The 23,576-nt window shown below is 41.0% G+C and carries 21 protein-coding genes; 9 read left to right on the top strand and 12 right to left on the bottom strand.

The window, feature by feature from the left end; translation table 11 throughout:
- Nucleotides 1-6: 6 nt before the first annotated feature.
- From PGR74_RS13515 to PGR74_RS13460, 12 genes are all read right to left on the bottom strand, one after another.
- The gene (locus PGR74_RS13515; RefSeq protein ID WP_041504789.1) at nucleotides 7-1,113 is read right to left on the bottom strand and encodes a glycosyltransferase; all 1,107 of its coding nucleotides are present in this window, start codon (nucleotides 1,111-1,113) and stop codon (nucleotides 7-9) included.
- Between the two features lie 16 nt (nucleotides 1,114-1,129).
- Nucleotides 1,130-2,275, bottom strand: a complete 1,146-nt coding sequence (gene wecB / locus PGR74_RS13510; protein ID WP_041504790.1) for a non-hydrolyzing UDP-N-acetylglucosamine 2-epimerase — start codon at nucleotides 2,273-2,275, stop codon at nucleotides 1,130-1,132.
- A 2-nt stretch (nucleotides 2,276-2,277) separates the two neighbouring features.
- The gene (gene wecC, locus PGR74_RS13505) at nucleotides 2,278-3,483 is read right to left on the bottom strand and encodes a UDP-N-acetyl-D-mannosamine dehydrogenase (RefSeq protein ID WP_041502357.1); all 1,206 of its coding nucleotides are present in this window, start codon (nucleotides 3,481-3,483) and stop codon (nucleotides 2,278-2,280) included.
- 62 nt (nucleotides 3,484-3,545) lie between these two features.
- Nucleotides 3,546-4,613, bottom strand: a complete 1,068-nt coding sequence (locus tag PGR74_RS13500; RefSeq protein WP_147625513.1) for a hypothetical protein — start codon at nucleotides 4,611-4,613, stop codon at nucleotides 3,546-3,548.
- Nucleotides 4,614-4,825: 212 nt separating this feature from the next.
- The gene (locus PGR74_RS13495; RefSeq protein WP_041502355.1) at nucleotides 4,826-5,464 is read right to left on the bottom strand and encodes an MBL fold metallo-hydrolase; all 639 of its coding nucleotides are present in this window, start codon (nucleotides 5,462-5,464) and stop codon (nucleotides 4,826-4,828) included.
- A gap of 4 nt (nucleotides 5,465-5,468) precedes the next feature.
- Nucleotides 5,469-6,092: an acetyltransferase gene (locus PGR74_RS13490; protein WP_041502354.1), complete on the bottom strand. Its 624-nt coding sequence runs from the start codon at nucleotides 6,090-6,092 to the stop codon at nucleotides 5,469-5,471.
- Between the two features lie 7 nt (nucleotides 6,093-6,099).
- Nucleotides 6,100-6,837, bottom strand: coding sequence for an SDR family NAD(P)-dependent oxidoreductase (locus PGR74_RS13485; RefSeq protein ID WP_041502353.1), 738 nt, complete (start codon nucleotides 6,835-6,837; stop codon nucleotides 6,100-6,102).
- 23 nt (nucleotides 6,838-6,860) lie between these two features.
- The gene (locus PGR74_RS13480; RefSeq protein ID WP_041504791.1) at nucleotides 6,861-7,922 is read right to left on the bottom strand and encodes a 3-oxoacyl-ACP synthase III family protein; all 1,062 of its coding nucleotides are present in this window, start codon (nucleotides 7,920-7,922) and stop codon (nucleotides 6,861-6,863) included.
- On the bottom strand, nucleotides 7,922-8,149 hold the full coding sequence (locus tag PGR74_RS13475) for an acyl carrier protein (RefSeq protein WP_041502351.1): 228 nt from the start codon (nucleotides 8,147-8,149) through the stop codon (nucleotides 7,922-7,924). Before PGR74_RS13475 ends, PGR74_RS13480 begins: the two co-directional genes overlap by 1 nt.
- The gene (fabD, locus tag PGR74_RS13470; RefSeq protein ID WP_041504792.1) at nucleotides 8,146-9,084 is read right to left on the bottom strand and encodes an ACP S-malonyltransferase; all 939 of its coding nucleotides are present in this window, start codon (nucleotides 9,082-9,084) and stop codon (nucleotides 8,146-8,148) included. The genes PGR74_RS13475 and fabD overlap by 4 nt, the downstream gene beginning before the upstream one ends.
- 4 nt (nucleotides 9,085-9,088) lie before the next feature.
- On the bottom strand, nucleotides 9,089-10,018 hold the full coding sequence (locus PGR74_RS13465; RefSeq protein WP_052634387.1) for an AAC(3) family N-acetyltransferase: 930 nt from the start codon (nucleotides 10,016-10,018) through the stop codon (nucleotides 9,089-9,091).
- 3 nt (nucleotides 10,019-10,021) lie between these two features.
- A complete protein-coding gene (locus tag PGR74_RS13460; RefSeq protein ID WP_041502349.1) occupies nucleotides 10,022-11,296 on the bottom strand; it encodes a lipopolysaccharide biosynthesis protein in 1,275 nt (424 codons plus the stop codon).
- A gap of 775 nt (nucleotides 11,297-12,071) precedes the next feature.
- Between PGR74_RS13460 and PGR74_RS13455 the strand changes: the two genes are divergently transcribed.
- The 9 genes from PGR74_RS13455 (at nucleotide 12,072) to PGR74_RS13415 (ending at nucleotide 23,561) form a co-directional block, all read left to right on the top strand.
- A complete protein-coding gene (locus PGR74_RS13455; protein WP_270517334.1) occupies nucleotides 12,072-13,196 on the top strand; it encodes a DegT/DnrJ/EryC1/StrS family aminotransferase in 1,125 nt (374 codons plus the stop codon).
- Between the two features lie 12 nt (nucleotides 13,197-13,208).
- Entirely contained in the window at nucleotides 13,209-13,784 is a 576-nt protein-coding gene (locus tag PGR74_RS13450; protein WP_270517330.1) for an acyltransferase, read from the top strand.
- A gap of 128 nt (nucleotides 13,785-13,912) precedes the next feature.
- Nucleotides 13,913-15,121, top strand: a complete 1,209-nt coding sequence (gene wecC, locus PGR74_RS13445; RefSeq protein ID WP_270517333.1) for a UDP-N-acetyl-D-mannosamine dehydrogenase — start codon at nucleotides 13,913-13,915, stop codon at nucleotides 15,119-15,121.
- Between the two features lie 2 nt (nucleotides 15,122-15,123).
- Nucleotides 15,124-16,275: a non-hydrolyzing UDP-N-acetylglucosamine 2-epimerase gene (gene wecB, locus PGR74_RS13440; protein WP_270517329.1), complete on the top strand. Its 1,152-nt coding sequence runs from the start codon at nucleotides 15,124-15,126 to the stop codon at nucleotides 16,273-16,275.
- Between the two features lie 28 nt (nucleotides 16,276-16,303).
- Nucleotides 16,304-17,593, top strand: a complete 1,290-nt coding sequence (locus PGR74_RS13435; RefSeq protein ID WP_270517328.1) for a nucleotide sugar dehydrogenase — start codon at nucleotides 16,304-16,306, stop codon at nucleotides 17,591-17,593.
- A gap of 193 nt (nucleotides 17,594-17,786) precedes the next feature.
- The gene (locus tag PGR74_RS13430; RefSeq protein WP_270517327.1) at nucleotides 17,787-18,926 is read left to right on the top strand and encodes a hypothetical protein; all 1,140 of its coding nucleotides are present in this window, start codon (nucleotides 17,787-17,789) and stop codon (nucleotides 18,924-18,926) included.
- Complete coding sequence (locus tag PGR74_RS13425) at nucleotides 18,907-20,211, top strand: hypothetical protein (protein ID WP_270517326.1); 1,305 nt, start codon at nucleotides 18,907-18,909, stop codon at nucleotides 20,209-20,211. The genes PGR74_RS13430 and PGR74_RS13425 overlap by 20 nt, the downstream gene beginning before the upstream one ends.
- Nucleotides 20,201-21,550, top strand: a complete 1,350-nt coding sequence (locus PGR74_RS13420; RefSeq protein WP_270517325.1) for a lipopolysaccharide biosynthesis protein — start codon at nucleotides 20,201-20,203, stop codon at nucleotides 21,548-21,550. Before PGR74_RS13425 ends, PGR74_RS13420 begins: the two co-directional genes overlap by 11 nt.
- 31 nt (nucleotides 21,551-21,581) lie before the next feature.
- Complete coding sequence (locus PGR74_RS13415; RefSeq protein WP_270517324.1) at nucleotides 21,582-23,561, top strand: alginate lyase family protein; 1,980 nt, start codon at nucleotides 21,582-21,584, stop codon at nucleotides 23,559-23,561.
- The last annotated feature ends 15 nt before the right edge of the window (nucleotides 23,562-23,576 follow it).

Below are 23,576 nucleotides of genomic sequence, written 5' to 3'. Positions count from 1 at the left end.
TATTACTTAATCGTTGTATCTCAACAAAAATTCTTTTTCGTATTTTCCCCAATTAAACTCTTCCGAGATTGCTTTTTGTCCGTTTTTACCCATTTGGTAAGCTTCATCTTTATGGTCAATGATGTATTGCATGGCTTGGGCAATGGCTTTGCTGTCTCCTGGAGGTACGCATATTCCACAGTGATACTTGTCTATGATCAATTCTTTCCATAGTCGAAAGTCTGTACAGATTACAGGTAATCCCATGTCCATGTATTCGAAGATTTTATTCGATCCCAACTGTCCCTCGGTATAACAACAGATTCCCACGTAATCAAAAACGACAAGTCCGGCGAGTGCTTTAGAATAATATTGGTCTAAATCCGTTTTGGAAACCCAATCTATAAATGTAACACGTTTTGATGCCGGCATGGTCTGAAGTTGTTTTTTTAATTCGGGATTAATCTTGCCTACAATCGTATATTTGGCTGCTGGCACGCGAGTGAGGGCTTGTAAAATCTGTTTTTGATTACTCATTTCATATACGGTTCCGGCATATATGAATGTTTGATCTTTTTGTTGGGATATTTCATGTAAATGATTTATTATTGGATAGTTAGGAACGAAATATACCTGATCCGAATATTGTTTCAGATTGCTTACCATATTAGGGGAGACCGTGAAGATCGCATCAAAGTCATTCAAATGTTTTTTGTAGAAAAAGGTCAGCCTTTTTGATAAAATTTTAGAAAGAAATTTCGGTAAAAAATTTATCTCCGTTATATAGGCTTCCCAGTTTTCATGAGCGTCGAAAATTACTTTTTTTCCTCTTTTTTTTAAATATAATCCCAAGACGATAAGTTCCAAATCATGAAATTGATATATATCAGCATTTTGTTTTAATGCATCTTTCGCTAACCTCCTTGGGAATAGTAGTAATTTTGCGCGTTGAAATTTAGATAAAGTTTTTTTACCCCAGGAGACAATTCTCACACCGTTTAAAACCTCATCCGGTTTATTGTCAGCGCATAGTAGTATTACTTCATGGCCGACTTTTTTCAAACTGTAACACTCTCTTTTTAATATACGTGCATCATAACGTCCGTGTGCTACCGTCAAATGACAAATTTTCATTATTGTTCAATGATGATTATTTTAATTTATCTATAATTCTTTCGCATGCTTTTCCATCTCCGTAAGGATTTACTGCTTTACTCATTTGATTGTAATAGTTCATATCGTCTAATAGTTCGGATACTTCATAAATGATTTTTTCATAATCAGTCCCGACTAATTTTACTGTTCCGGCATTTACGGCTTCTGGTCTTTCTGTTGTGTCTCGCATTACCAGAACTGGTTTTCCCAACCCTGGAGCTTCCTCTTGTATGCCGCCGCTATCCGTGAGTACGATAGTACTTTTTTCCATGAGGTAAACAAACGACAGGTATTCTAACGGTTCGATAAAAAACATATTGATTAGTTGCTCTGAACCGAAAATGTCGTGAATAGGTTTACGAACATTTGGGTTAAGGTGCATAGGATAAACAAAATCTACCTGAGGGTATTTTTTTGTCAAAGTTTTTATTGCGTTACACATATGAATGAAACCTTCCCCAAAATTCTCCCGACGATGGCCGGTAATTAAAACCAGGCGGCGATTGTTTTTTAACCGTTCCACATCATAGCCGCTGTTTTGTATAGAGAGTTTTAATCGGTAGCTTAGAGCCGCATCTTGTTTTATTTTTTCAACTACCATATATAAGGCATCAATCACGGTATTACCCGTTACGGTGATTGTTCCCTCTTGTATCCCTTCCGATAATAGATTTTGCCGACTCAAAGACGTCGGGGCAAAATGATAAGTTGCAATTCTTCCTGTAATTTGTCGATTTATCTCTTCCGGCCAGGGACTGTAAATATTATGCGTGCGCAATCCCGCTTCTACGTGTCCGACCGGGATTTGTTGATAAAAAGAAGCTAAAGCCGTGGCTGTCGAGGTGGTAGTGTCCCCGTGAACAAGCACGACGTCCGGTAGAACTTCCTTCAATACATCTCGCATACCTGTTAAGACCCTGGCTGTTATGTCATACAGGTCTTGGCCTTGTTTCATGATATTCAAATCATAATTTGGCTTTATATCAAAAATTTGTAGTACCTGATCCAACATCTCTCGGTGTTGACCTGTAACACAGATAACAGTCTGAAATTGTTCCGGGTATTTCTGAAACTCTTTTACCAGAGGAGCCATTTTAATTGCTTCCGGACGCGTTCCAAAAACGAGCATTATTTTTTTCATCCTTATTTTTTATAGATTCCGCAGAAATCGAGCATTATTTTTTGAGTTGTCCAAGGTAGTTCCCTGAACTCATTGTGTGCGACGAGCATAACAACGATGTCAGCTTTGTTGTAAGCCTCCTTATAGTTAGTCAGTTTGAATACTTTATGGTCCTGAACATTAGGTTCAACAACTAAAATATCGGCGTTATTGCAGCTTTGCATTACTTTGCTGGTTATGTATTTGGCCGGAGATTCTCTGAGATCGTCGATATTGGGTTTGAACGCAAGTCCCATCATAGCTACGACCGGCTTACGATGGTTCTTCAATTCGAATTTCAGCATCTCATTCTGTACTTTTTCTGCGCACCAAAATGATTTATAGTTATTGATTTCCCGGGCGTCGGCAATAATTTTGGATTCCATGGGAAAATCAGCCGTAATAAAATAAGGATCTACCGCTATACAATGTCCACCGACTCCGCAACCCGGTTGAAGGATGTTGACTCTCGGATGTTTATTGGCCAGTTCTATTAATTCCCACACGTTGATCCCGGCTTTGTCACAAATCAATGATAACTCGTTGGCAAAGGCGATTTGGACGTCTCGGGAGGAATTTTCGGTAAGTTTGCACATCTCAGCCGTTCGTGCATTGGTCCTATGTAAGGTCCCTTGAACAAACTGACCGTAAAAAGCAGAAGCCTTCTCGGTAGATTCAGGATTTATACCCCCGATTACCCGATCGTTGTGGACCAACTCATAAATCACGTTTCCCGGTAAAACCCGTTCAGGACAATAAGCAATGTAAATTTTATCTTTTAGTTCCGGGCGTTTAGAAAATATTAATTCTTTCATTTTATCCGTGGTGCCGATCGGGGACGTTGATTCGATGACATATAAATCTCCTTCTTTTAAGAAAGGTAAAACACTATGGGTCGCAGCTTCAACGTAAGAGGTATCCGGTTCATGATTCCCTTTGAAAGGAGTGGGGACCACGATGAAATAAGCATCGCTTGTCTCAGGTTGCAAAGAAGCACGCAAATATCCGTTTTGAACTACCTCTTGAAGATATTCTTCCAGTCCGGGCTCTATAATATGTAGTTGTCCCTTGCTGGTAAGTTCTACCACTTGAGGGTTAATGTCTACACCGGTTACTTGTATGCCATGCTTGGCGGCAATAATAGCTGTGGGTAAGCCAATATAGCCTAACCCCATAAAACATGCTTTCATAAATTATTTATATATTAATTTAAACAATCCAGAATACAGAAGAATAGTTGGGTGGAAATAGTTTATTGATAGACATCTTTATTCCGGGGAATACAGTATAACATCAACATCAACAATAAAAGGCCATGGGTTAATAGTGCCGTTGTAAATGTCGTACTTAAAAATGCCAAAGCGACCATATACACAGGAACAAACATCAATCTTTCATCTACTCCATTCGATACGGATTCTATTAATTTTAATAAAAAAATCAATATCAGGGGAAACATTAATATTCCTATGATCCCGCAATTATAATAGGCATCGGTAAATAATCCATTATTTGCCCGTGTCTCATAATCATTGAAATATCTGGAACCAATTAAAAATTCGATTCCCCCTTCATAGGGAGATTCGAATCCCAAATGTCTTAAAAAACCTTGTCTGAAGAAATCGAGCTCGTTATCTTTAACAAAGTCATAATAGCAATAATTCAATTGACTCGGAATCAATAACATTCTATAAATTATAAAACCGGAAAAAAATTTTTTAAGAAAAATAAATTCCACAATACTCCAAGTACTCATTAGAGCAAGCATTCCGTATACCAGTATCGTTCGTTTATACCTAAAAAAATAGAAACCTAATACACACAAAAACAATGAAAATAAAACACCTTTACTACCTTCTATACCAAAATTGAGAAGGATAACAACTATCAATGCGATAGATGCGATTTTCTTGTTTTTTAAAATACAATAAATCAAAATAATGGGCAATAATTTATTGGCTGCTGTTGCTAAATAACCGACGATCGCTCCGACGTTGTATTCTCTTGCCTCTAATCTCAGATCATAAACATCTTTAAGCCCGAAATGGAATCTGAATCCGGTGTATTTCCACGATATGTACAGTACGCTCATGCATAATAACAGGCTTATCAGAAGAAACAATTTTTTATTACTATTCGTTTTGATTTGAAATTTAGGAAAAAAGGCGTTATATGAAAAAAAACATAACCAATAAATATACAGCAGTAAAACAAACTTAGCATCGAAATCCAAATAGGCTATTAAAGTCGTGGAAGGAACGAGCGATATGGCGGAAAGCAGTAATAATACACAATTGGAATATGTGATATTTCTATTCATATTCGTGATAAACGGAACGAATGTCAATAAAAAACACCATGATATGATGTAATTGCTTGTATTAAAATTATTACCAAGTCCCATATAGGCGAATGTATCTGATATAACCAATTCATAAGAATAATCTAATGTTATTCTGTATAAGATAATTGAAAGAATAATCCAAAGATTGCCGTATTTGCTTTCAAACATTTTTCGAATTGTAATAAGATTCAATCTTTATGATTAATTTCTTTGAACAAAACACTTTCCCCGTGTCCCGGGTAGATTATTAGTTCACTTTCTTTACCCTTGAAATAATTTGATAATCTATTCAAAGATTCCGATAATTTTTCTTTTGAACCGCCTTTTAATTTGGTAATCGTTTTATAACCAGGTATAAGAGTATCTCCCGTGAATAAAAACTTCTCGTCGATACTGAAACAGATACTTCCCTTGCTGTGCCCTTCGGTTAGAAAGAAGCGAATGAAACAATTATTCCAATTTAGCGGATTACTTGTATCTTCAATATGGATATCTGCCTCTTGAATACTTGTCTGCATGACATTTTCTGCATATTTGGAAAGATTCCATTCCGGTAACCGGATATTTTGGGCGCAGACGGATGAGCATATTAACTTGATGTCCGGGTAATATCTTTTTAATTCGTTATATCCGATACAATGGTCATAATGTTCATGTGTCAGTATGGCATATTCTGGTTCCAAATTATTCTCCCGGCAGAAAGAAACGATTGAAACAGGATCGGGTGTTCCCGGATCCACCACAATGCAATCGTTCCGATTCGGGAGCGACACGATATAGCAATTGGAAGAGACCGGAGAATTTATTATTCTTTTTATCTGAACCAAGTCTTTAATCCATTACCTTTGCCGGATTTCCCACCACGATCGAATTTTCTTTCACCTTTCTCATCACGACGCTTCCCGCTCCTACGGTTGCTTTATTCCCGATTGGTAAACCGGGATAAATAACCGATCCCGTGAAAACGGATACTCCGTTCCCGATCCTGTTTTTACCGCTGACAAGTGTTCCAACGTAAAGATGGGAATAGTCCCCGATTACCGAGTCGTGTCCCACGTTACAATGATCTTGTACAATAGTGTGGTTCCCGATTGTCGTGTTGACCGATATCGTAGTAAAAGCTCCTACTATATTCCCTTTTCCTAATTTGGCGGAAGAACAAATATTAGCGAAAGGATGAATAATGTTGATGAAATGTCCGCCTTTAGCTTCTATGAACCGTGTTACAATCTCCCGTTCCTGTCCGTTCACGTACGAACAGATAAAAACGTCTTCCGGTTCTATGGAGTATTCCTCTACCGTTGAAGTGAGGGTGGGTGTGTCATTCGGTGTATCGAATTCAGATTTTAGATATCCCTTTATCACCCACTCCTTGTTGTATGCCATGCTTTTGCGTGCGTATTCTTCAACGACTTTGCTGAAATTGCCGGTGCCGATTATGATCAGTTTTTTCATAACATACTTACCTTAAAGTAAATCCTCCGTCCATGATGAAAAAATTACCGGTTACCCATTGGGATGCGTCAGACAAAAAATAGATGGCTGCATAGGCGATCTCTTCCGGTCGGGCAAATCTTCCTAATGGGTAATCTTCTTTTATTTTTTCAATCTCTTCTTGCAATGTATATTTTTTTAGCATCTCGGTTTCAACGAAAGCGGGCTGGATACAATTAACCCTGCCTTTTAGAGGTAGTAATTCCAACGCTAATATTTTAGAGAATGAATTTAATGCTCCTTTTGAGGCTGCATACAATCCATTGGAAACTGCCGGATAGTAGGCGGAAATGGATGATAATATGACCACCGATGCGAATTTGTTCAGTTTTTTTGATTTTAATAGAGAGCGAATTAATAAAATCGGTGCGAATAAATTAATGTTCATCATTCGGTCTATTTTATCCCGATTGACATGCTTAATTAACGATTTATCATTAATACCGGCACATAACACGACCCCGTCTATTTTATCAATCCGATGGCATAGTGCTTCAATTCCGGCATCGGAAGTTAAATCGGTCTGCACGGATTGATGATTTTCTCCTTCCAATAAATTCAATGTTTCCCGTAGACGGGACTCGTTACGTCCCGTGATGATCAGGGAGGCCCCCATTTTTGAGCATTCTATGGCGGTAGCCCTACCTATCCCCGACGAGGCTCCCGTGACAAGTATGGTCTTGTTTTGTAAATTGAAGGGATTCATGTATTCGCGTTATTCATGTAGATTTATAAATATACAAGGTCAGAGCAATGTATATCACCTTGCGTTTCGATGTATGCAGATGCCACGGAGAACCCACCTCCAATAGTCGACATCAGTAACTTTAATTTCTCTTTCGCTAACGGCTGGTTTAATTTTAACGTCATGGTTAACGGGATGGAACCCCCACTCGTATTTCCGTAATCGGGAAACGTATAAGGAGTCTTTTCTGCCGGTATCTTTATTTTTTTGCGAATCTTTTCGCATAAAAATTTGTTGGCCTGATGCATGACTAAGAAATCGATATCGTCTTTATTGATATCGTAGTGATTCATCAAGGCCCCGATAGATTTAGGCATATAAGAATTGGCAAAAGAGAAGACATCTGTCCCGTTCATTCTCAGGTGTGTCTTGTTCCGCTTTATGCCCTCCTCGTCTTCTTCCATGACGAAAGAGTCCGGAGTGATAGGATGCCGGTATCCCCCCTCGGGAATATACACGGAGCTGAACTCGGAACCGTCCGTGAGAAAGTGAAACTTCATTAAGTCGTAATTGTCCGGTTGATATTCCAAAGCGGTAACCGTTCCCGCATCGCCGAATATCAAATAGGTACTTTGGTCGTAATAGCTGACATTTTTGGATTGCGTATTTCCGACCAGAAGTAAACCTTTTTTAAAAGATCCGGTTGACATCAAATTGCCGATGATGCTCAGACCGTATAAATACCCGGAGCACCCGTGGTTTATGTCAAATGCCATGATGTCTGTCGGTAGACCCAAACGATGCTGAAGAGTACAAGACGTGGAAGGGAGTTTATAGTCTCCCGTGTGCGAGGCAAATACTAACAAATCGATTTCAGATTTATCCCATTGCAGATCCGTTATCAATTTTTCAGCCGATTCACAGCAGAGATCAGAGGTGCATTGATCTTCCTTTGCCCGGTGTTTTTTCAATACACCTACTGATTCTACGTACTTTTCCAGCATCTCTCTTGGTAAAAGATCGTAATCGAATGTCTCTTCCACGCCGGAAGGAACACAAGCTGAAATTCCTGCTATCTTTACTTTTTTGACTTCAAGAAATGCCATTACTTGGACTCAATCAAATTATACAAATCTTCTATGGTTTTGCAAGATCTTAAATCTCCTCCCGAAATGCGTTTCCCCATTTCATCGTCGACCATGGCAATTATAGACAGTGCCACCAATGATCCCCATTCACCTAAGTCTTTATAGATTGTTGAAGGTGTGAATTTTTCAACCGGGGTATCGTCAAATTGTTCTGCGAATAACTGTACGAATTCTTCTAATTTCATGATTCTTTTTCTTTAAATGGATTTATACTATTATACTCTTCTATTTCCCAAATGGAAGTTACTTTTTTATCGGGATACATGCGAGTAACGATCTTTTGCAGCGTATCGTCCGTGCCGACTTCGTAAAAATCCGTTACTCCGTCTTTTACCATATTATTGACCATGTCAGTCCATAATACGGAATGTGTTATGTGGATAACGAGATTATCTTGGATCTCTTTGGGGTTGACATGAGCTTTCCCGTCCACGCATTGGTAAATGGGACAACGTGGTTTTCTGAATTCCGTGTCTTTGATTATTTTACCTAATTCTTTTTCCGCTTCTAACATAAACGGGGAGTGGAACGATCCCCCGATGGCTAAGGGTACGGCCTTTTTGGCTCCTTCTTTTTTAAATGTTTTGCAGGCTATTTTTACTCCTGCCTTCGAGCCTGTAATGACTACCTGACCGGGGCCGTTATAGTTCGCAAAGTAGATAGGTTCACCGGACTCTTCAGAGATTTCTTTTAATCTTTTTTGAATATATTCATCCGGAAAACCGATAACGGCTCCCATGGCCGTGTCAAATTTTTCGCATACTTTTTGGCCGATTAAAGCTCTGTTCAAAACAAGATTTAAACCATCTTCATAGGATAAACAACCGTTTACAACCAAAGCGGCGAATTCTCCTAAAGAATGTCCAGCGACAACATTCGGTTGAATTTCATTTTGTGTTAAGGCCGTGGCGACCTCATACACGAAAACGGCAGGCTGTGTATTTTTAGTTTCCATTAATTCCAGTTCATCTCCACGAAACATAACATCGGTTATACGCCTGCCGAAAAAATCATTAGCCCGTTCAAAAAGTTCCTTGGCCCGGGGAAAGTTTTCGTAAAGTTCTTTTCCCATGCCTTCTTTCTGGCAGCCTTGGCCTGGAAATATGAATGCTTTCTTCATTTTATTACTTGTCAAATTTATAACCTCTTTTTCCTGAGTTTTGATACACGTCGATTCCTTTTTTTCCCAAGTTGATTAAATGAGGTATTATCTCTTTTGCGTGATATACTCCGATAATTAAATTTGAGATTTGAGAACAGGCATACCAATTTTTATTGAAATGCTTTTTTGTCATTCTTTTGGTTGCGAAAAACTTATACCTGACATATCTATTATCATAGCAGTAATAATACTTATGTTCGCCGTCATAATCTATATATTCATGTTTGACCGGCTCCCGGGTGTAAAAAGAAGAATAATAAGGATAACTTTTTCTTAATACAGATTCTACGCAGTGTAGCATTGTTCCGATATAATATCTTCTTAGACCGAGTGTAAAAACTAATGCGTCAATCTGAGACAACCTAAAATAAGGAGATTTCTCATCCCAGCAAGATTCTCCTAAATGGTGTTCCTTGAGTAAGAAGTCACTTTGGGGACCTAAAGCGCAAACTGAATGTTGCACATTGATGCTTCTTTTTACGCCGGGATACCTTCTAAAAGTTTCGGCCAAAGTCCCTGCTCCTGTAATACTCTTTTTCACATCAAAAATTTTCCCTTTACGTAATAGGGGCAAGGCCGGCATGATTAATGTCCCTTCAGGGCCGATTACTTCTAAAATCGCATCTATCAGATTTTCTTCAGAGCCGTTATAATTATACATTTCATCCCAGGTAGAATGAATGAAGATATTACTTCCATTTTTCATTCCCATTTTTTTCATCTCCTCTATAATATCTTTAGTATTTATTTTCTTTTTATATACCCAAGGTCCGAATCTTAACCTAAAATACTTCTGAAAACTTCTAAGAGTTAATGTTTGATTTTGAGGTATACCCAAAATTCTTTTTGCGATTCTAATTAATTTTTTTCTTAAACCTTGATAATGAATCATAGTCTATTTTTCTCCTTTTGAATAATAGAACGATAAAAACAATAAGTATATATAGGCAGAAGCTCTGAAGGCACTAAATAATATTAACGCATAGTAAATGTTACAATCCCATAGATAAGCGATTATTAACGGTGCGATAGAGGCGAATGTATAGTATAATTGCCATATTAAATTTTGTTTTAGTTTGTTGGTTATGATTAATACCCCAGATAAGGATATTGCAATAAAATCAATGGCGATCATGGGAAGTAATATTTGGGCGTATTTGCCTGCTACTGACCATGGCTTACCTAATACGAATGCAAAAAGATCGGGTAAAAAATAGATAACGGTTAGGGAAGCCATTAAAGTTAATACAAAAAGAATCTTAAATAATTTCACAAATAGTCCCCTGAAATTTCCTTGTTCCAAATATGTTTCATTCGCTTTTTGTCTAAAAGTGTCTCGTATTGATATACTTATTACACTGATCGGTACGCTGAGTATTGTTATTGCCATAGAAAAATAACCGACGTCAGTGTTATTGTAATAAGCTCCGAGTATTAATATTGGAACAGATCCTCCTATAGTATTCAGTAATTGGGCTGGCATTGTATATTTAGGGAATTCGATGAACTTAAGAGCCATTGTTTTTATCCCTTTGTAGGTAACCTTTTTAAAGATATCCCAATCTTTATTTAACACACGGAAAACACAACATAAGGCAGTGATTATTCGCCCAATGATATCTCCGATGATCAAACCTGAATTTTGAAATTTTGTAAATCCGAATAGTAGTTTGCCTAACGTTACGGATACGGAATTGGTAATTTTATTTATAGATAAATTGAAATAATATTTTTTTCTGACACACCATTCATTATAACAGTTAAAAATATTGATAAAGAAAGCAGCAAACGGACAAATTAATATCCAATATTCCGAATTATTACCACATAATCTCCCAACTTCGTCCCGGAAGAAAAACAATGGCAATAAAATAAATAATAAGAATAGAGCACTGATTACCAGTGACAAACAAGTGATGTTGGCGGCATCTTTATCATCTTTTGCTACCAGAATAGCAAATTCGTATTTTCCTGTAGAGATAACAGTTAGAATCGATATGAGCGAAGTTAATGATGCCAAGATGCCGAACTGCTCAGGACTATAAATTCGCGCAAGAACAGGATAAATTAATAGTGGCAAAAATTGAGCAATGGTTGTACCTATGGTTAAGGTCAGTGCATTTCTCGCAAAAGAACTGTTTTTATAAAAACCTAAAAAATCAAATGCCATTATTTAATAAATTGCGAAGTACTATCCTGATGAGCGATTGTATCTCAATGATTACTTATTTTGGGATATAACTAATTTGTAATTGTATTTTAATTCTCAGCAAGCGGATATTTAGTACTTTAAATTATAAAATATTGTTAGTTGTTTTTTATTATATTTGACTATGTCAAATTATTGTTTGTTAGTGGTTTATATAACCTTATTAAATGTTTTTTTATGTTGTGAAAAATCTTTTAATAAACGACCGATTAATGATATATATCCTCAAATATAGAGTAAAATAAATATATGTTAATATATACTGTATTTTCTGATTAGAGACTCATGAGTTATTTCATAGCTCCGCCCGGTCAATCCCATGTGGGATCTAATCAGACTTTTCAGTTTTGTATCATAAATGATACATTTTCGACCGCATTATAACGAGTGCAAAAGTAAAAAAATAATACTACATACAAAATAAACGACTCTTTTATCTCGCATTTAGCAAGCTTTTTTATCGATCATGCTCTTCACTATCATTTTATTGTTGAATTCATTTTTTCTGTTGCCGACATTTATTTTTTATATAAACCATTCTTCATAGAACGTAAAGTTCTGTCAGGATTTATTATGTATATAAATTAACTTAATTATATATATAATTACATATCAAACATCAACTGAAAATATCATTAATCGGTCGTTATTTGATCTTGGAGTAGAGCTCGTTCAAGAATCTTTATTCTACTTTAATTAATCCATTTTAATGGTGAGATAATCATTAGTTTATATGATGAACATTCAGATGGTGGACCTGAGAGGTCAGTATGATAAAATAAAAGAAGAGGTAAATGCCGGAATACAGGAGGTGTTGGATTCGACGGCGTTTATTAACGGATCTAAAGTTAGGGAATTTTCCGGTCACCTGGCCGATTATTGCGGGGTGAAACACGTGATTCCTTGCGGAAACGGCACGGACGCTTTGCAGATCGCTCTCATGGCTTTAGGTTTGCAACCCGGCGACGAGGTAATCGTGCCTGCCTTCACTTACGTGGCCACGGCCGAGGTCATCGGCTTGCTGGGGCTCACGCCTGTCTTGGTGGACGTGGATTACGCCTCTTTTAACGTCACTGTCGATAACATAAGGAATGCCTTGTCTTCGAAGACGAGAGCCATCGTGCCGGTGCATCTGTTCGGGCAAAGTTGTGACATGGAACCGATCCTCTCTTTTGCTGCCGAACACGGGCTGTTCGTGGTGGAGGACAACGCGCAGGCCATCGGGGCAGAGTATACCTTTGCGGACGGAACGAGAAAAAAAACCGGAACCATGGGCCATATCGGCTGTACCTCCTTTTTCCCGTCGAAAAATCTCGGTTGTTACGGTGACGGGGGGGCGTTGATGACCGATGACGAGGAGTTGGCCGGGAGAATCCGAATGATTGCCAATCATGGTCAACGGGTGAAATATCACCATGACGTTTTGGGATGTAATTCCCGGCTCGACACCATTCAGGCTGCCGTGTTGGACGTGAAATTGAGACACCTCGACGAGTACGGGAAGGCCCGGCACGAGGCGGCCCGGTATTACTCGGCCCGGTTACGGAATATTCCGGGAATCGTGGTCCCGGAGGAGATGCTTTACACCACTCACGTGTATCACCAGTACACGTTGAAAGTGTTGAATGGAAAACGGGATGCCCTGAAAAAATACTTGGAAGAAGCCGGAATTCCGGCCATGATCTATTATCCTTTGCCTTTGCAAAAACAAGAGGCGTTCAAATCGATCGCCCGGGCGGCGGGAACGCTCGACACGGCAGAAAGACTCTCGTGTTCCGTGTTATCGCTCCCGATCCACACGGAGCTGACACCCGGCCAACAGGATATCGTTATCGAGAGGATAAAGGAGTTTTACAAATAATATATATTGTTCATGAAACAAGAGTATTTCGCCCACGAGACGGCGGTGATAGACGAGAATTGCCGGATCGGGGAAGGAACGAGAATCTGGCATTTCAGCCACATCATGAGCGGTTGCACGATCGGCAAAAATTGCAATATCGGGCAGAACGTGGTGATCTCCCCGGAAGTCGTGTTAGGAAATAACGTGAAGGTGCAGAACAACGTGTCGGTATACACCGGGGTGACCTGTGATGACGACGTGTTTTTGGGGCCTTCCTGCGTGTTCACGAACGTGACCAATCCTCGGAGTGCCGTTAACCGAAAATCACAGTACGCGCAGACGCATGTCGGGAAAGGGGCTACCATCGGAGCCAACGCCACCGTTGTTTGCGGTCACGATATCGGGGCTTATGCCTTTATCGGGGCGGGCGCCGTGGTGACGAAGAACGTTCCTGCCTACGCCCTGTTAGTGGGCAATCCCGCCCGGCAATTAGGCTGGATGAGCGAGTACGGTCACCGTCTTCATTTCGACGAAAATGGTGTTGCCGAATGCCCGGAGAGTCACGAGAAGTACCGTCTGAAAGACGGGCTGGTGTCAAAAATTTAAAAATATCATTTTTCAATAATGATCAAAGAGCGGGTTCGTTGGCAACTTGACAGCATAAACTTCAATAATTTTTTATGCTATAAGTTTATGTAAATTTAGTATTTATTCCACTTTAAAATATTAGCATGATGAAAGCTTGTTTTATGGGGTTAGGCTATATCGGTCTGCCAACGGCTATTATTGCCGCTAAACACGGAGTACAGGTTACCGGTGTAGATATTAATCCCCGCGTGGTTGAGATGACAAACCGAGGAAAATTGCACATCATAGAACCCGGATTAGAGGCATATTTACGAGAAGTAATTGACAATGGAAAATTGAAAGCCTCCTTAAAACCCGAAGTTAGTGATGCCTATTTCATGGTGGTCCCCACCCCTTTCACGGGCAACCATGAACCCGACGTCAGCTACGTAGAGGCCGCCACCCGCACAGTACTTCCCCTGTTAAAAACGGGAGATCTATTTGTAATTGAATCAACCTCGCCGGTAGGGACTACCGAGATGATGACTCGGATCATTTACGGCGAACGACCGGAATTGGAAAACCGTATTTACATCGCTTATTGTCCAGAGCGAGTTTTACCGGGGAACGTGATTCACGAGTTAATTCATAATGACCGGGTAATCGGGGGCATTAACCTTGAATCCACGGATAAAGCCATCGCTTTCTACAGTCAATTCGTGCGGGGTAAATTACATAAAACAAACGCTCGCACGGCCGAGATGTGCAAATTGACGGAGAACTCTTCTCGCGACGTGCAGATTGCCTTTGCCAACGAGTTATCCCTGATATGCGACAAAGCCGGCGTGAATGTATGGGAGTTGATAGCGCTGGCAAATAAACATCCGCGCGTCAATATCCTCCAGCCGGGAAGCGGCGTAGGGGGGCATTGCATAGCAGTGGATCCTTACTTTATTACGGCGGATTTTCCCCTGGAGTCGCAGATTATTGCCAAAGCCAGGGAAATCAACAATTATAAAGCGTTCTGGTGCGCCGAGAAAATCGAGAATGCGATCTTACAATTTGAATTAAAGCATAACCGACCGCCTGTCATTGCCATGATGGGATTGGCTTTCAAACCCGATATAGATGACCTGCGGGAAGCCCCGGCAAAATATATCGCCACCAAAGTCATGCAAAGTTGTAACAACGCAGATATTCTCGTGGTGGAACCCAATGTTGCGGAACACAAGGTTTTCAAATTGACAAATTATACAGAAGCGTATGAGAAAGCCGATATCGTGGCTTTCCTGGTAGCCCATAAAGAGTTCAAAACATTACCGTACCGCAATGATAAAGTAATCCTGGATTTCTGCGGCATTTACAAAAAGAGTTAACTATGAAGAAGGTAATGCTGGTTTTCGGGACCCGTCCGGAAGCCATTAAAATGGCCCCCCTGGTTAAGGAGTTCCAGAAGTATCCCGATACATTTCAGACCACCGTATGCGTCACCGGACAACACCGGGAGATGCTCGACCAGGTGCTTCACATATTCGGCATCAGGCCCGATTACGACCTCAACATCATGAAACACGGACAGGATCTGTATGATGTGACGGCCCGGGTATTAACGGGAATGCGGGATGTTTTGAAAGAGGTATGTCCCGACATTGTATTGGTTCACGGAGATACGACCACTTCTATGGCTGCTGCACTGGCCGCTTTTTATCAGCAGATCCCAGTAGGACATGTGGAAGCAGGACTCCGTACTCATAATATTTACAGTCCCTGGCCGGAAGAGATGAACCGGCAGATCACCGGACGGATCGCCACGCACCACTTCGCCCCTACCCCTTTAAGCCGCCGGAACCTGCTCAACGAAGGTGTCGGGGAACAGAATATCCTGGTTACGGGGAATACGGTCATAGACGCATTGTACATGGTTGTAGACCGGATCAAAAACGATACGGTACTTAATACCCAATTACAGGAGCAGCTAAAACGTGCCGGATTTGATACCGGCAGGTTAACAGGCGGTAGAAAGCTGGTATTGATAACGGGCCACCGCCGGGAAAATTTCGGGGACGGCTTTCTCCAGATATGCCGGGCTATAAAAACCTTAACGGAAAAATATCCGCAGGTAGATTTCGTTTACCCGATGCACCTGAATCCCAATGTAAGACAGCCTATCCATGAGATATTCGGAGAACAATCCAATACCAATATATTTTTTATCGAGCCGTTGGAATACCTGAGTTTCGTCCTGCTGATGGAGAAATCCTTCATAGTACTGACCGACAGCGGGGGAATCCAGGAAGAGGCGCCGGGACTGGGAAAACCGGTACTCGTGATGCGGGACACAACGGAAAGACCGGAGGCGCTGGAAGCGGGTACGGTAAAACTGGTAGGTACCTGTTATGACAAGATAGTAACCCAGGTATCGGCTTTACTGGATGATCCTGCGTGTTATAACGCAATGAGCAAAGCCGTAAATCCTTACGGGGACGGCAAAGCCTGTGGAAGAATAGGAGAGTACATCAGGCAATATTAATATTACAACGTAAAGATTCATTATACATATGTATAACAAACTGAAAAACAAACAAGCAAAACTGGCTTTAATAGGGCTGGGATACGTAGGTTTGCCCATAGCATTGGAGTTTGCGAAAAAAATTCCCGTTATAGGATTCGACATAAATGAGGAACGGCTGGCTATGATGCGCCAGGGGACGGATCCGAGCAAAGAGCTGGGCAAGGATGCTTTTGAAAATAAAGACATCAAATTCACCTCTTCTGTAACGGAGCTACGGGAGGCTTCGTTTTTTATCGTGGCTGTTCCCACGCCTATTGACAATCATAACCAGCCCGACCTGGCTCCGTTATTAAGCGCTACAAGAAGTGTGGCCCAGGCATTAAAGAAAGGAGATTACGTCGTATATGAATCCACGGTTTATCCGGGTTGCACGGAAGAGGATTGCCTGCCGTTGTTGGAAGAAATCAGCGGCCTGAAAGCCGGAGTGGATTTCAAATACGGATACTCTCCGGAGCGGATTAACCCGGGAGAAAAAATCCACACGCTCCCGAACACGATAAAAATCGTCTCCGGTTGTGACGGAGAGGCGCTGGATACCATTGCAAAAGTATATGAGCTGGTGGTCAAACCCGGGGTTCATCGGGCACCCAATATAAAAGTGGCCGAAGCCGCCAAGATCATAGAAAATACGCAACGGGATGTAAACATCGCCCTGATGAATGAACTTTCCATTATTTTTAGCCGGATAGGGATCAATACATACGATGTACTGGAGGCAGCCGGAACAAAATGGAACTTCTTAAAATTTTATCCGGGTCTGGTGGGAGGCCACTGCATAGGGGTGGATCCCTATTATCTGGTATACAAAGCCAGCGAACTGAAATATCATCCTCAACTTATAAGCGCCGGAAGATTCATTAATGACACGATGGGGGGGTACATAGCCAAAAAACTCATCAAGAAAATGATAGCGATGGGAAAAGGCGTACTGGGGTCCAAAGTGCTGGTGATGGGCATGACATTTAAAGAGAACGTTGCAGATATAAGAAATTCAAAAGTGGTGGATATTATCAATGAATTAAAGGATTTTGGAACAGATGTGGATGTTGTTGATCCATATGCGGACCCGGAAGATGTCATGAAAATGTATGGGTTCAAGCTGATGGAAAAACCCAAAGGGAATTATGACGCTGTTGTCATAGCGGTAGCTCATGATCCGTACAAAGAGCTGGTTGAAAATGATTTCACGGCAATTACCTGTGAAAATGCGGTATTAGTAGACATCAAAGGATTATACAGAGATAAAATCCATCAACTGAAATACTGGAGTCTGTAGCGTAGAAATATCCGAATAAGTTATAATAAGTAAAATGTCGCTGATATCTTATCTGATTATCTTAATATCTACTCTGTTCGTATTCAAAAATCAGAGGTATCTGATATTAATCTTTTCTTTCACGGCCTCAACTTCAGATGCGCTCATATCCAGCGAAATTTTGTCGATGCAATTGCCCTTATTCACAAGGATCATGGAAATGTTAATATTCGCGGCAGCTTTCGTAGCATTATGGCAGAACAAAAATAAACTAAGCAGGAAGCAGCAGAATTATATAGGGCTATCGCTCCTTTTTATCGGGTGTACCTTCCTTATAGCGTTAATCAAATACGGCATGGAACTGAGCTTGCCGGAGGTTTTCGCCAGAATTATCAATTTTTCCGTTCAGTACGGACCGGTCATCTTCATTTTATTCCTGTCGACTTTCAACACCTTCAATTTCAAGCGCTATTTATATATATTCCTGGGAAGTCACATGTTCCTGACCGTACTGGTAATATATGGTCCGTATATTCATTTCCCCTATTTTGAGTTTTTAAAGTATACCTACTGGCACCTGGATGATTATTCATCCGTTCCCACTACCAGTGCGCCGTTACTTATCCGGGGGGATCTCCTGGGAACGTTAGCTAATAAATACTTATATTTCGTAGACAGTTGTTTCCACAATGCCAATATCCTGGGATTCTATGCGGGCTCCTTCGCCCTGATCTTTTTACAGGATCTGTTGAATAACAAAAGGAAACTGCTCTCGGCAATCATGTTCATCACAGGGATAATCGTATGGATAGATACGGGAACGAAAGCACCGGTAGCAGCCATGCTGCTCGTAATTTTTGTCTATTACTATAAATCAATGAAGAAAAACGCCATACTGGCGATTGCCTTGCTGATGATTATATTGCCGGTCTCTGTCTACGCGCTTATTTACGCTTACAATAATATTTTTGTAGATTCGATTAATACTTCACTGGAGAGCAGGCATACGCTAATCGTGGAAGAGTTGGATTTCTTTCTGGGGCATTTCTTTTTGGGGCAGACCCTCAAGGAGAATATTCCTTCTCCGCACCAGTTATTTCTATTATATGGAATTTCATACGGAGTATTCGCTATGCTGATATCCCTGCTGCTGATGTACCTGAAGCCAATTATGGATACCATAAATAACTTTTCCATTTCGGCGCTGGGCCTCTGCTCGCTTTTGTTCTTTATGAGTATTACAGATAATTTCACAGCCATCTCTCTCTACATGCTGCTGTTCGCCTACCTCGTTTACGAGTTTATACATAAACCGAAATCAACCCCTGAACAAAATGGAACAATCATTGCCTAAAGTACTGATTCTGGGACATTCCTTTAATAATTACGACGGTATCGGCATAACACTGTCCAATTTATTCCATGCATGGCCCAAAGATAAAATTGCAATTGTCTCTCCGGTAATAGCCACTGCATTTTTAACTCAGAATCAAATATGCGAAAGATATTTCAATACATCCGAAAATAAAAGCTATACGATAGCTGAAAATATTGTACCACAGGAGGTAAAACTCCCGTCCTATCTAAAAGACAACAGATCCCGGATAAGAAGAAAAATCAGCTCGTTTTTACACAAAAAGATAGGAATCAACGATCTGATCGACAGAAATACGATTTCAACGGAATTAATAGATTTTATAGATAATTTCCACCCGGATATTATATATACGTGTCTCGGAAATTACGGCATGATAAAATATGTGAATAAAATCTCCCGGCTTACCGGTAACCGTTATCCGCTGGCCATCCATATTATGGACGATTGGCCGGCAACGCTATTCAACGGACGATATTTCCGGGGAGCATGGCAAAAGAGATACCATAAAGCATTTACGGATATTTTAACGAGAACTATTTTGAATTTCTCCATCTCGGAAGGTATGTCGGCAGAGTATGCATCCAGATACAACCGGGAGTTTTATCCTTTCCACAATCCTGTAAACATAGATTTCTGGGACAGCGTTCCCGATAAAGAATACAGGCAGGATAATTCCGTAAAAAAAATTGCATTTTTCGGAAAGATAAATGAGGACACAAAAGATGCCCTTGTGGATATGTACCACGTTGTCACCAAATTAAACAAGCAAGGCCGGAATATCCGGTTTGATATATTTTCTCCGAATTCCGTAAAAGAGATAGCCGGTCTGTTTGCAGATTCGCCTTGCTGTAATTTATGTCCCGGCATTCCGCATGAACAGGTATGCCGTTATATCAAAGAGTATGATATTGTATATTTCCCGCTCTGTTTTTCAGAAAGGACCCGGTATTATGCCAAATTATCCATGTCCACCAAAACAGCAGAATACATGGTCTCCAAAGTCCCCATTTTACTTTATTGTCCGCCGGAACTGGAAATATATAAATATGCCGCCGGAAGCGGATGGGCCTACTGCGTTAGCGAAAGTAGTACGGAGCTGCTTTTAAAAGGCGTGACCCGGCTTATAACCGACTCCGGATTAAGAGACGAATTAACAGGAAATGCCTATAAACTGGCTGTATCCCGGCATAGCCTGCCCAATGTATGTAAAGCGTTCAAAACAAAATTTATCCATGCTGTTAATGCCTATAATGCCGGATAAAATACGGACTTTTTTTACCAGGGGAAGCGAGAGAACCCTTACCGCCAAAAAAAATATAGCCTATTCGTTCTTCATAAAAGGAATATCTATATTGGTATCATTTATACTCGTTCCGCTGACCATTGATTTTGTAAATCCCGTACAATACGGAATATGGCTGACGATCTCCTCCCTTGTAGGATGGTTTGCCTATTTTGATATGGGGCTGACGCACGGTTTCCGGAATAAATTTGCCGAAGCAACCGCCAGAAAGGATAAAAAACTGGCCAGGGAATACATCAGTACAACCTATGTTATCCTTACCATCATTTTCACCTCCATCCTGGTATGTGCCCTCATTGTAAACTTTTATGTAGACTGGAGCAGCTTACTTAAACTGGCCCCTTCGATGGACCGGGAATTATCGAATGTTTTCGGGGTATTGATTGTCTTTTTCTGCCTCAATGCAATCCTGAATGTTTTTACCACATTCTTGCTGGCCCTTCAAAAGACCGCCTTGTCCGCCCTGATCCCCGCCGCCAGTCAGCTGGTTATACTCATCATTATCTTTATTTTGACAAAAACCACCACCGGATCGCTTTTGATGCTGACTTTTGTCTTCAGCGGCATGCAATGCCTTGTATTACTCATCATTTCCGTTTTGTTATTTGCCACCAAATTCAGGGAATATGCCCCCGGAATACGGTATATCAATTTCAGTTTATTCAAAAATATATTCGGACTCGGTTCCAAATTTTTCATTATCCAGCTTGCGTTGTTGGTCATCTTCCAGACTTCCAACATCATTTTGTCCCGGGTACTCGGGCCTGAATCCGTAACTATTTATAACGTTTGCTATAAGTACTTTTTTTCCATCAATATGGTAATGACCATTATACTTACCCCCTATTGGTCGGCTTTTACCGAGGCCTATACCGTAAAGGATACGAAATGGATGCAGAATACATACAGATCATTGTCCAAAGTATGGGGCATCGCGGCAATAGGAGCCACCCTCATGCTGCTCATTTCCCCGGTATTCTATCATTTCTGGCTGAATGATGTCATCAGTATTCCATACACGCTTTCGGCCGGAATGTTCCTGTATATACTCATTATGTCACGGGCCAGTCTCTATATGTATTTGTTAAACGGCATCGGAACCGTTAATATCCAAATGATTATTTATCTTATTTTCGGGACGGTAGCCATCCCGCTGATGCTCCTGTTCTGTAAACTGTACGGCATGACAGGAATTATCATGGTAACCACATTGGTTTATGCGGGGCAATGTATCTCCGGGCATATCCAATTAAAAAAGATCCTGAATTCCACGGCAACCGGCATATGGTTAAAATAGATATCTATTTGTTCGACAATGCAATAAACAGATGAACTTCATTCCAAGATATATATTTTTCACAAAGTTACTTATCGTACTGAACGATCGTTACAATCGTCTCTTATCTTTTGTTCCGGCACATTTTTTACTTCCGTCCGGATATAAAAAGACCGCAGCGAAAATCACCAAAGCCCGGTTGCAAAAACGGCTGGCGGAAACGCTGGGGAATTTTCAGAACTTTCCGGAGAAATACATTTCGGAGCGGGAAAAAGAGATCATCCTCCGGGATGCCGGTAACGCTTTGTCTCACCGGTTCGAACTTTTAGGCTCCGGGCCGGTCACTTCCGATCCGATCGACTGGCATTGTGATTTCAAGAGTGGACACAGATGGCCCGGGGGCAAATATTACAAAAAATACATACGTATCAATAAAACAGATGATTCCGACGTTAAAGTGCCTATCGAACTTAGCCGTTGTCATCACCTGCTATGGCTGGGCGAAGCCTATTTAATAACCGGAGATGAAAGATACCCGGAAGAGATCGTAGCCCAGATCCGCAATTGGATAAAAGAAAACCCGTACGCATACAGTATTAACTGGAGTTGCGCTATGGATGTGGCTATCCGGGCCGTAAACTGGATCTATACCCTGAATATGATAATCTCTTCGGATGCGGTAGACGACAGATTTTGCCAACAAATTACCGGGAGCTTACTGGAACATATCCATTTTATTTATCAGAACCTGGAAAAAGGAGCCCCGTACAGCGGGAATCATTATGCCTCCAATCTAACCGGGCTAGTTATGCTGGGGTTATTATTTCAGGACGATCAGCATATAAAAAGCTGCTTTGAGTTCGGAAAAGCCGAATTGTTCCGCGAGATCCGCAATGAAGTATTGCCCACCGGCGTTCATTATGAAAAAAGCATCTCTTACCACCGGTTAATGACGGAGTTATTTGCCTATCCGGTTATCTTATTGCAAAAAAACGGATACGATATTCCTCCGGATATACATTACCGCATCCGGTCCATGTTCGATTTTATCCGGGCCTATACCAAACCCGACGGGAGCGCTCCGCTGGTGGGAGACAATGACGACGGACGCCTGCTGCCCTTCGTAAAGCATGCATTTAACAGACATGATTACCTGCTCTCCGTATCTGCACGTATGTTCGGCAATACGGATTACGAATCCGGGACGGGAGCCGATGCTTTCTTTCTATTGCCGGAGCATTATCCGCTCTCCGTATCCGTACCGCCCGAATCCACTTCTTCCGGGTCGAAAATATTTCCGGACGCCGGATTTGCCGTTTTGAAAAATGAACATTTCTACATCTTTTTCAATAACTCCGGGATAGGAATGTATTACCCGGAATTAAATAAAAAAATGATCGCAACACACAATCATGCCGATCTGCTCTCCTTCGACCTTTCGTATGGAAAATGCAATGTATTCACCGATGCCGGAGCCTATGTATATACTTCGTCATTGAAAGCGCATAATGAATTCAGGTCTACCGGAAAACACAATACCATCAATATAGACGGTTGCGATCAATATCATGTTGAACAGGAGAATTTCTGGGCCTATTCCGGATTTAACATGCCCTCCTGCCTGGAATATTCGCAAGACAAGGATTGCCAGCGTATAGCGGGAGCATACACTTGGACATTGCCCGGAGATACCGTAACACATAAACGTACACTGGAATTACACCCCGGAAGGGTCTTGTTAGCAGACGAAATCTCCGCTACCGGGGAACATCTGTATCAATCCCGCTTTATGCTGGATGCCGGAATAAAAGTGGAATCCGTGGAAGATAATGTGATAAAATTACATCACGGACCGCATAACCGGAAATTAAAACTGGAAATTCTGACCGATTATAAGGTAACTATCCGGACGGAACCCGCATCGGTCTCTTACGACTACGGCTGTCTGACCGCCACCACTCAACTCATTATTGAATTCCGGCAAAAAGGGAATTTCAGGTTTTTACTGAATATAAGTTCCGGCAATATCTAAAAATCAGCTTATAAT

It is taken from the genome of Sanguibacteroides sp. AM78-02pH3A (assembly GCF_027666085.1).
Classification (GTDB): Bacteria; Bacteroidota; Bacteroidia; order Bacteroidales; family Marinifilaceae; genus Gabonibacter; species Gabonibacter massiliensis.
This window is presented reverse-complemented; position numbering and strand designations above follow the sequence as displayed.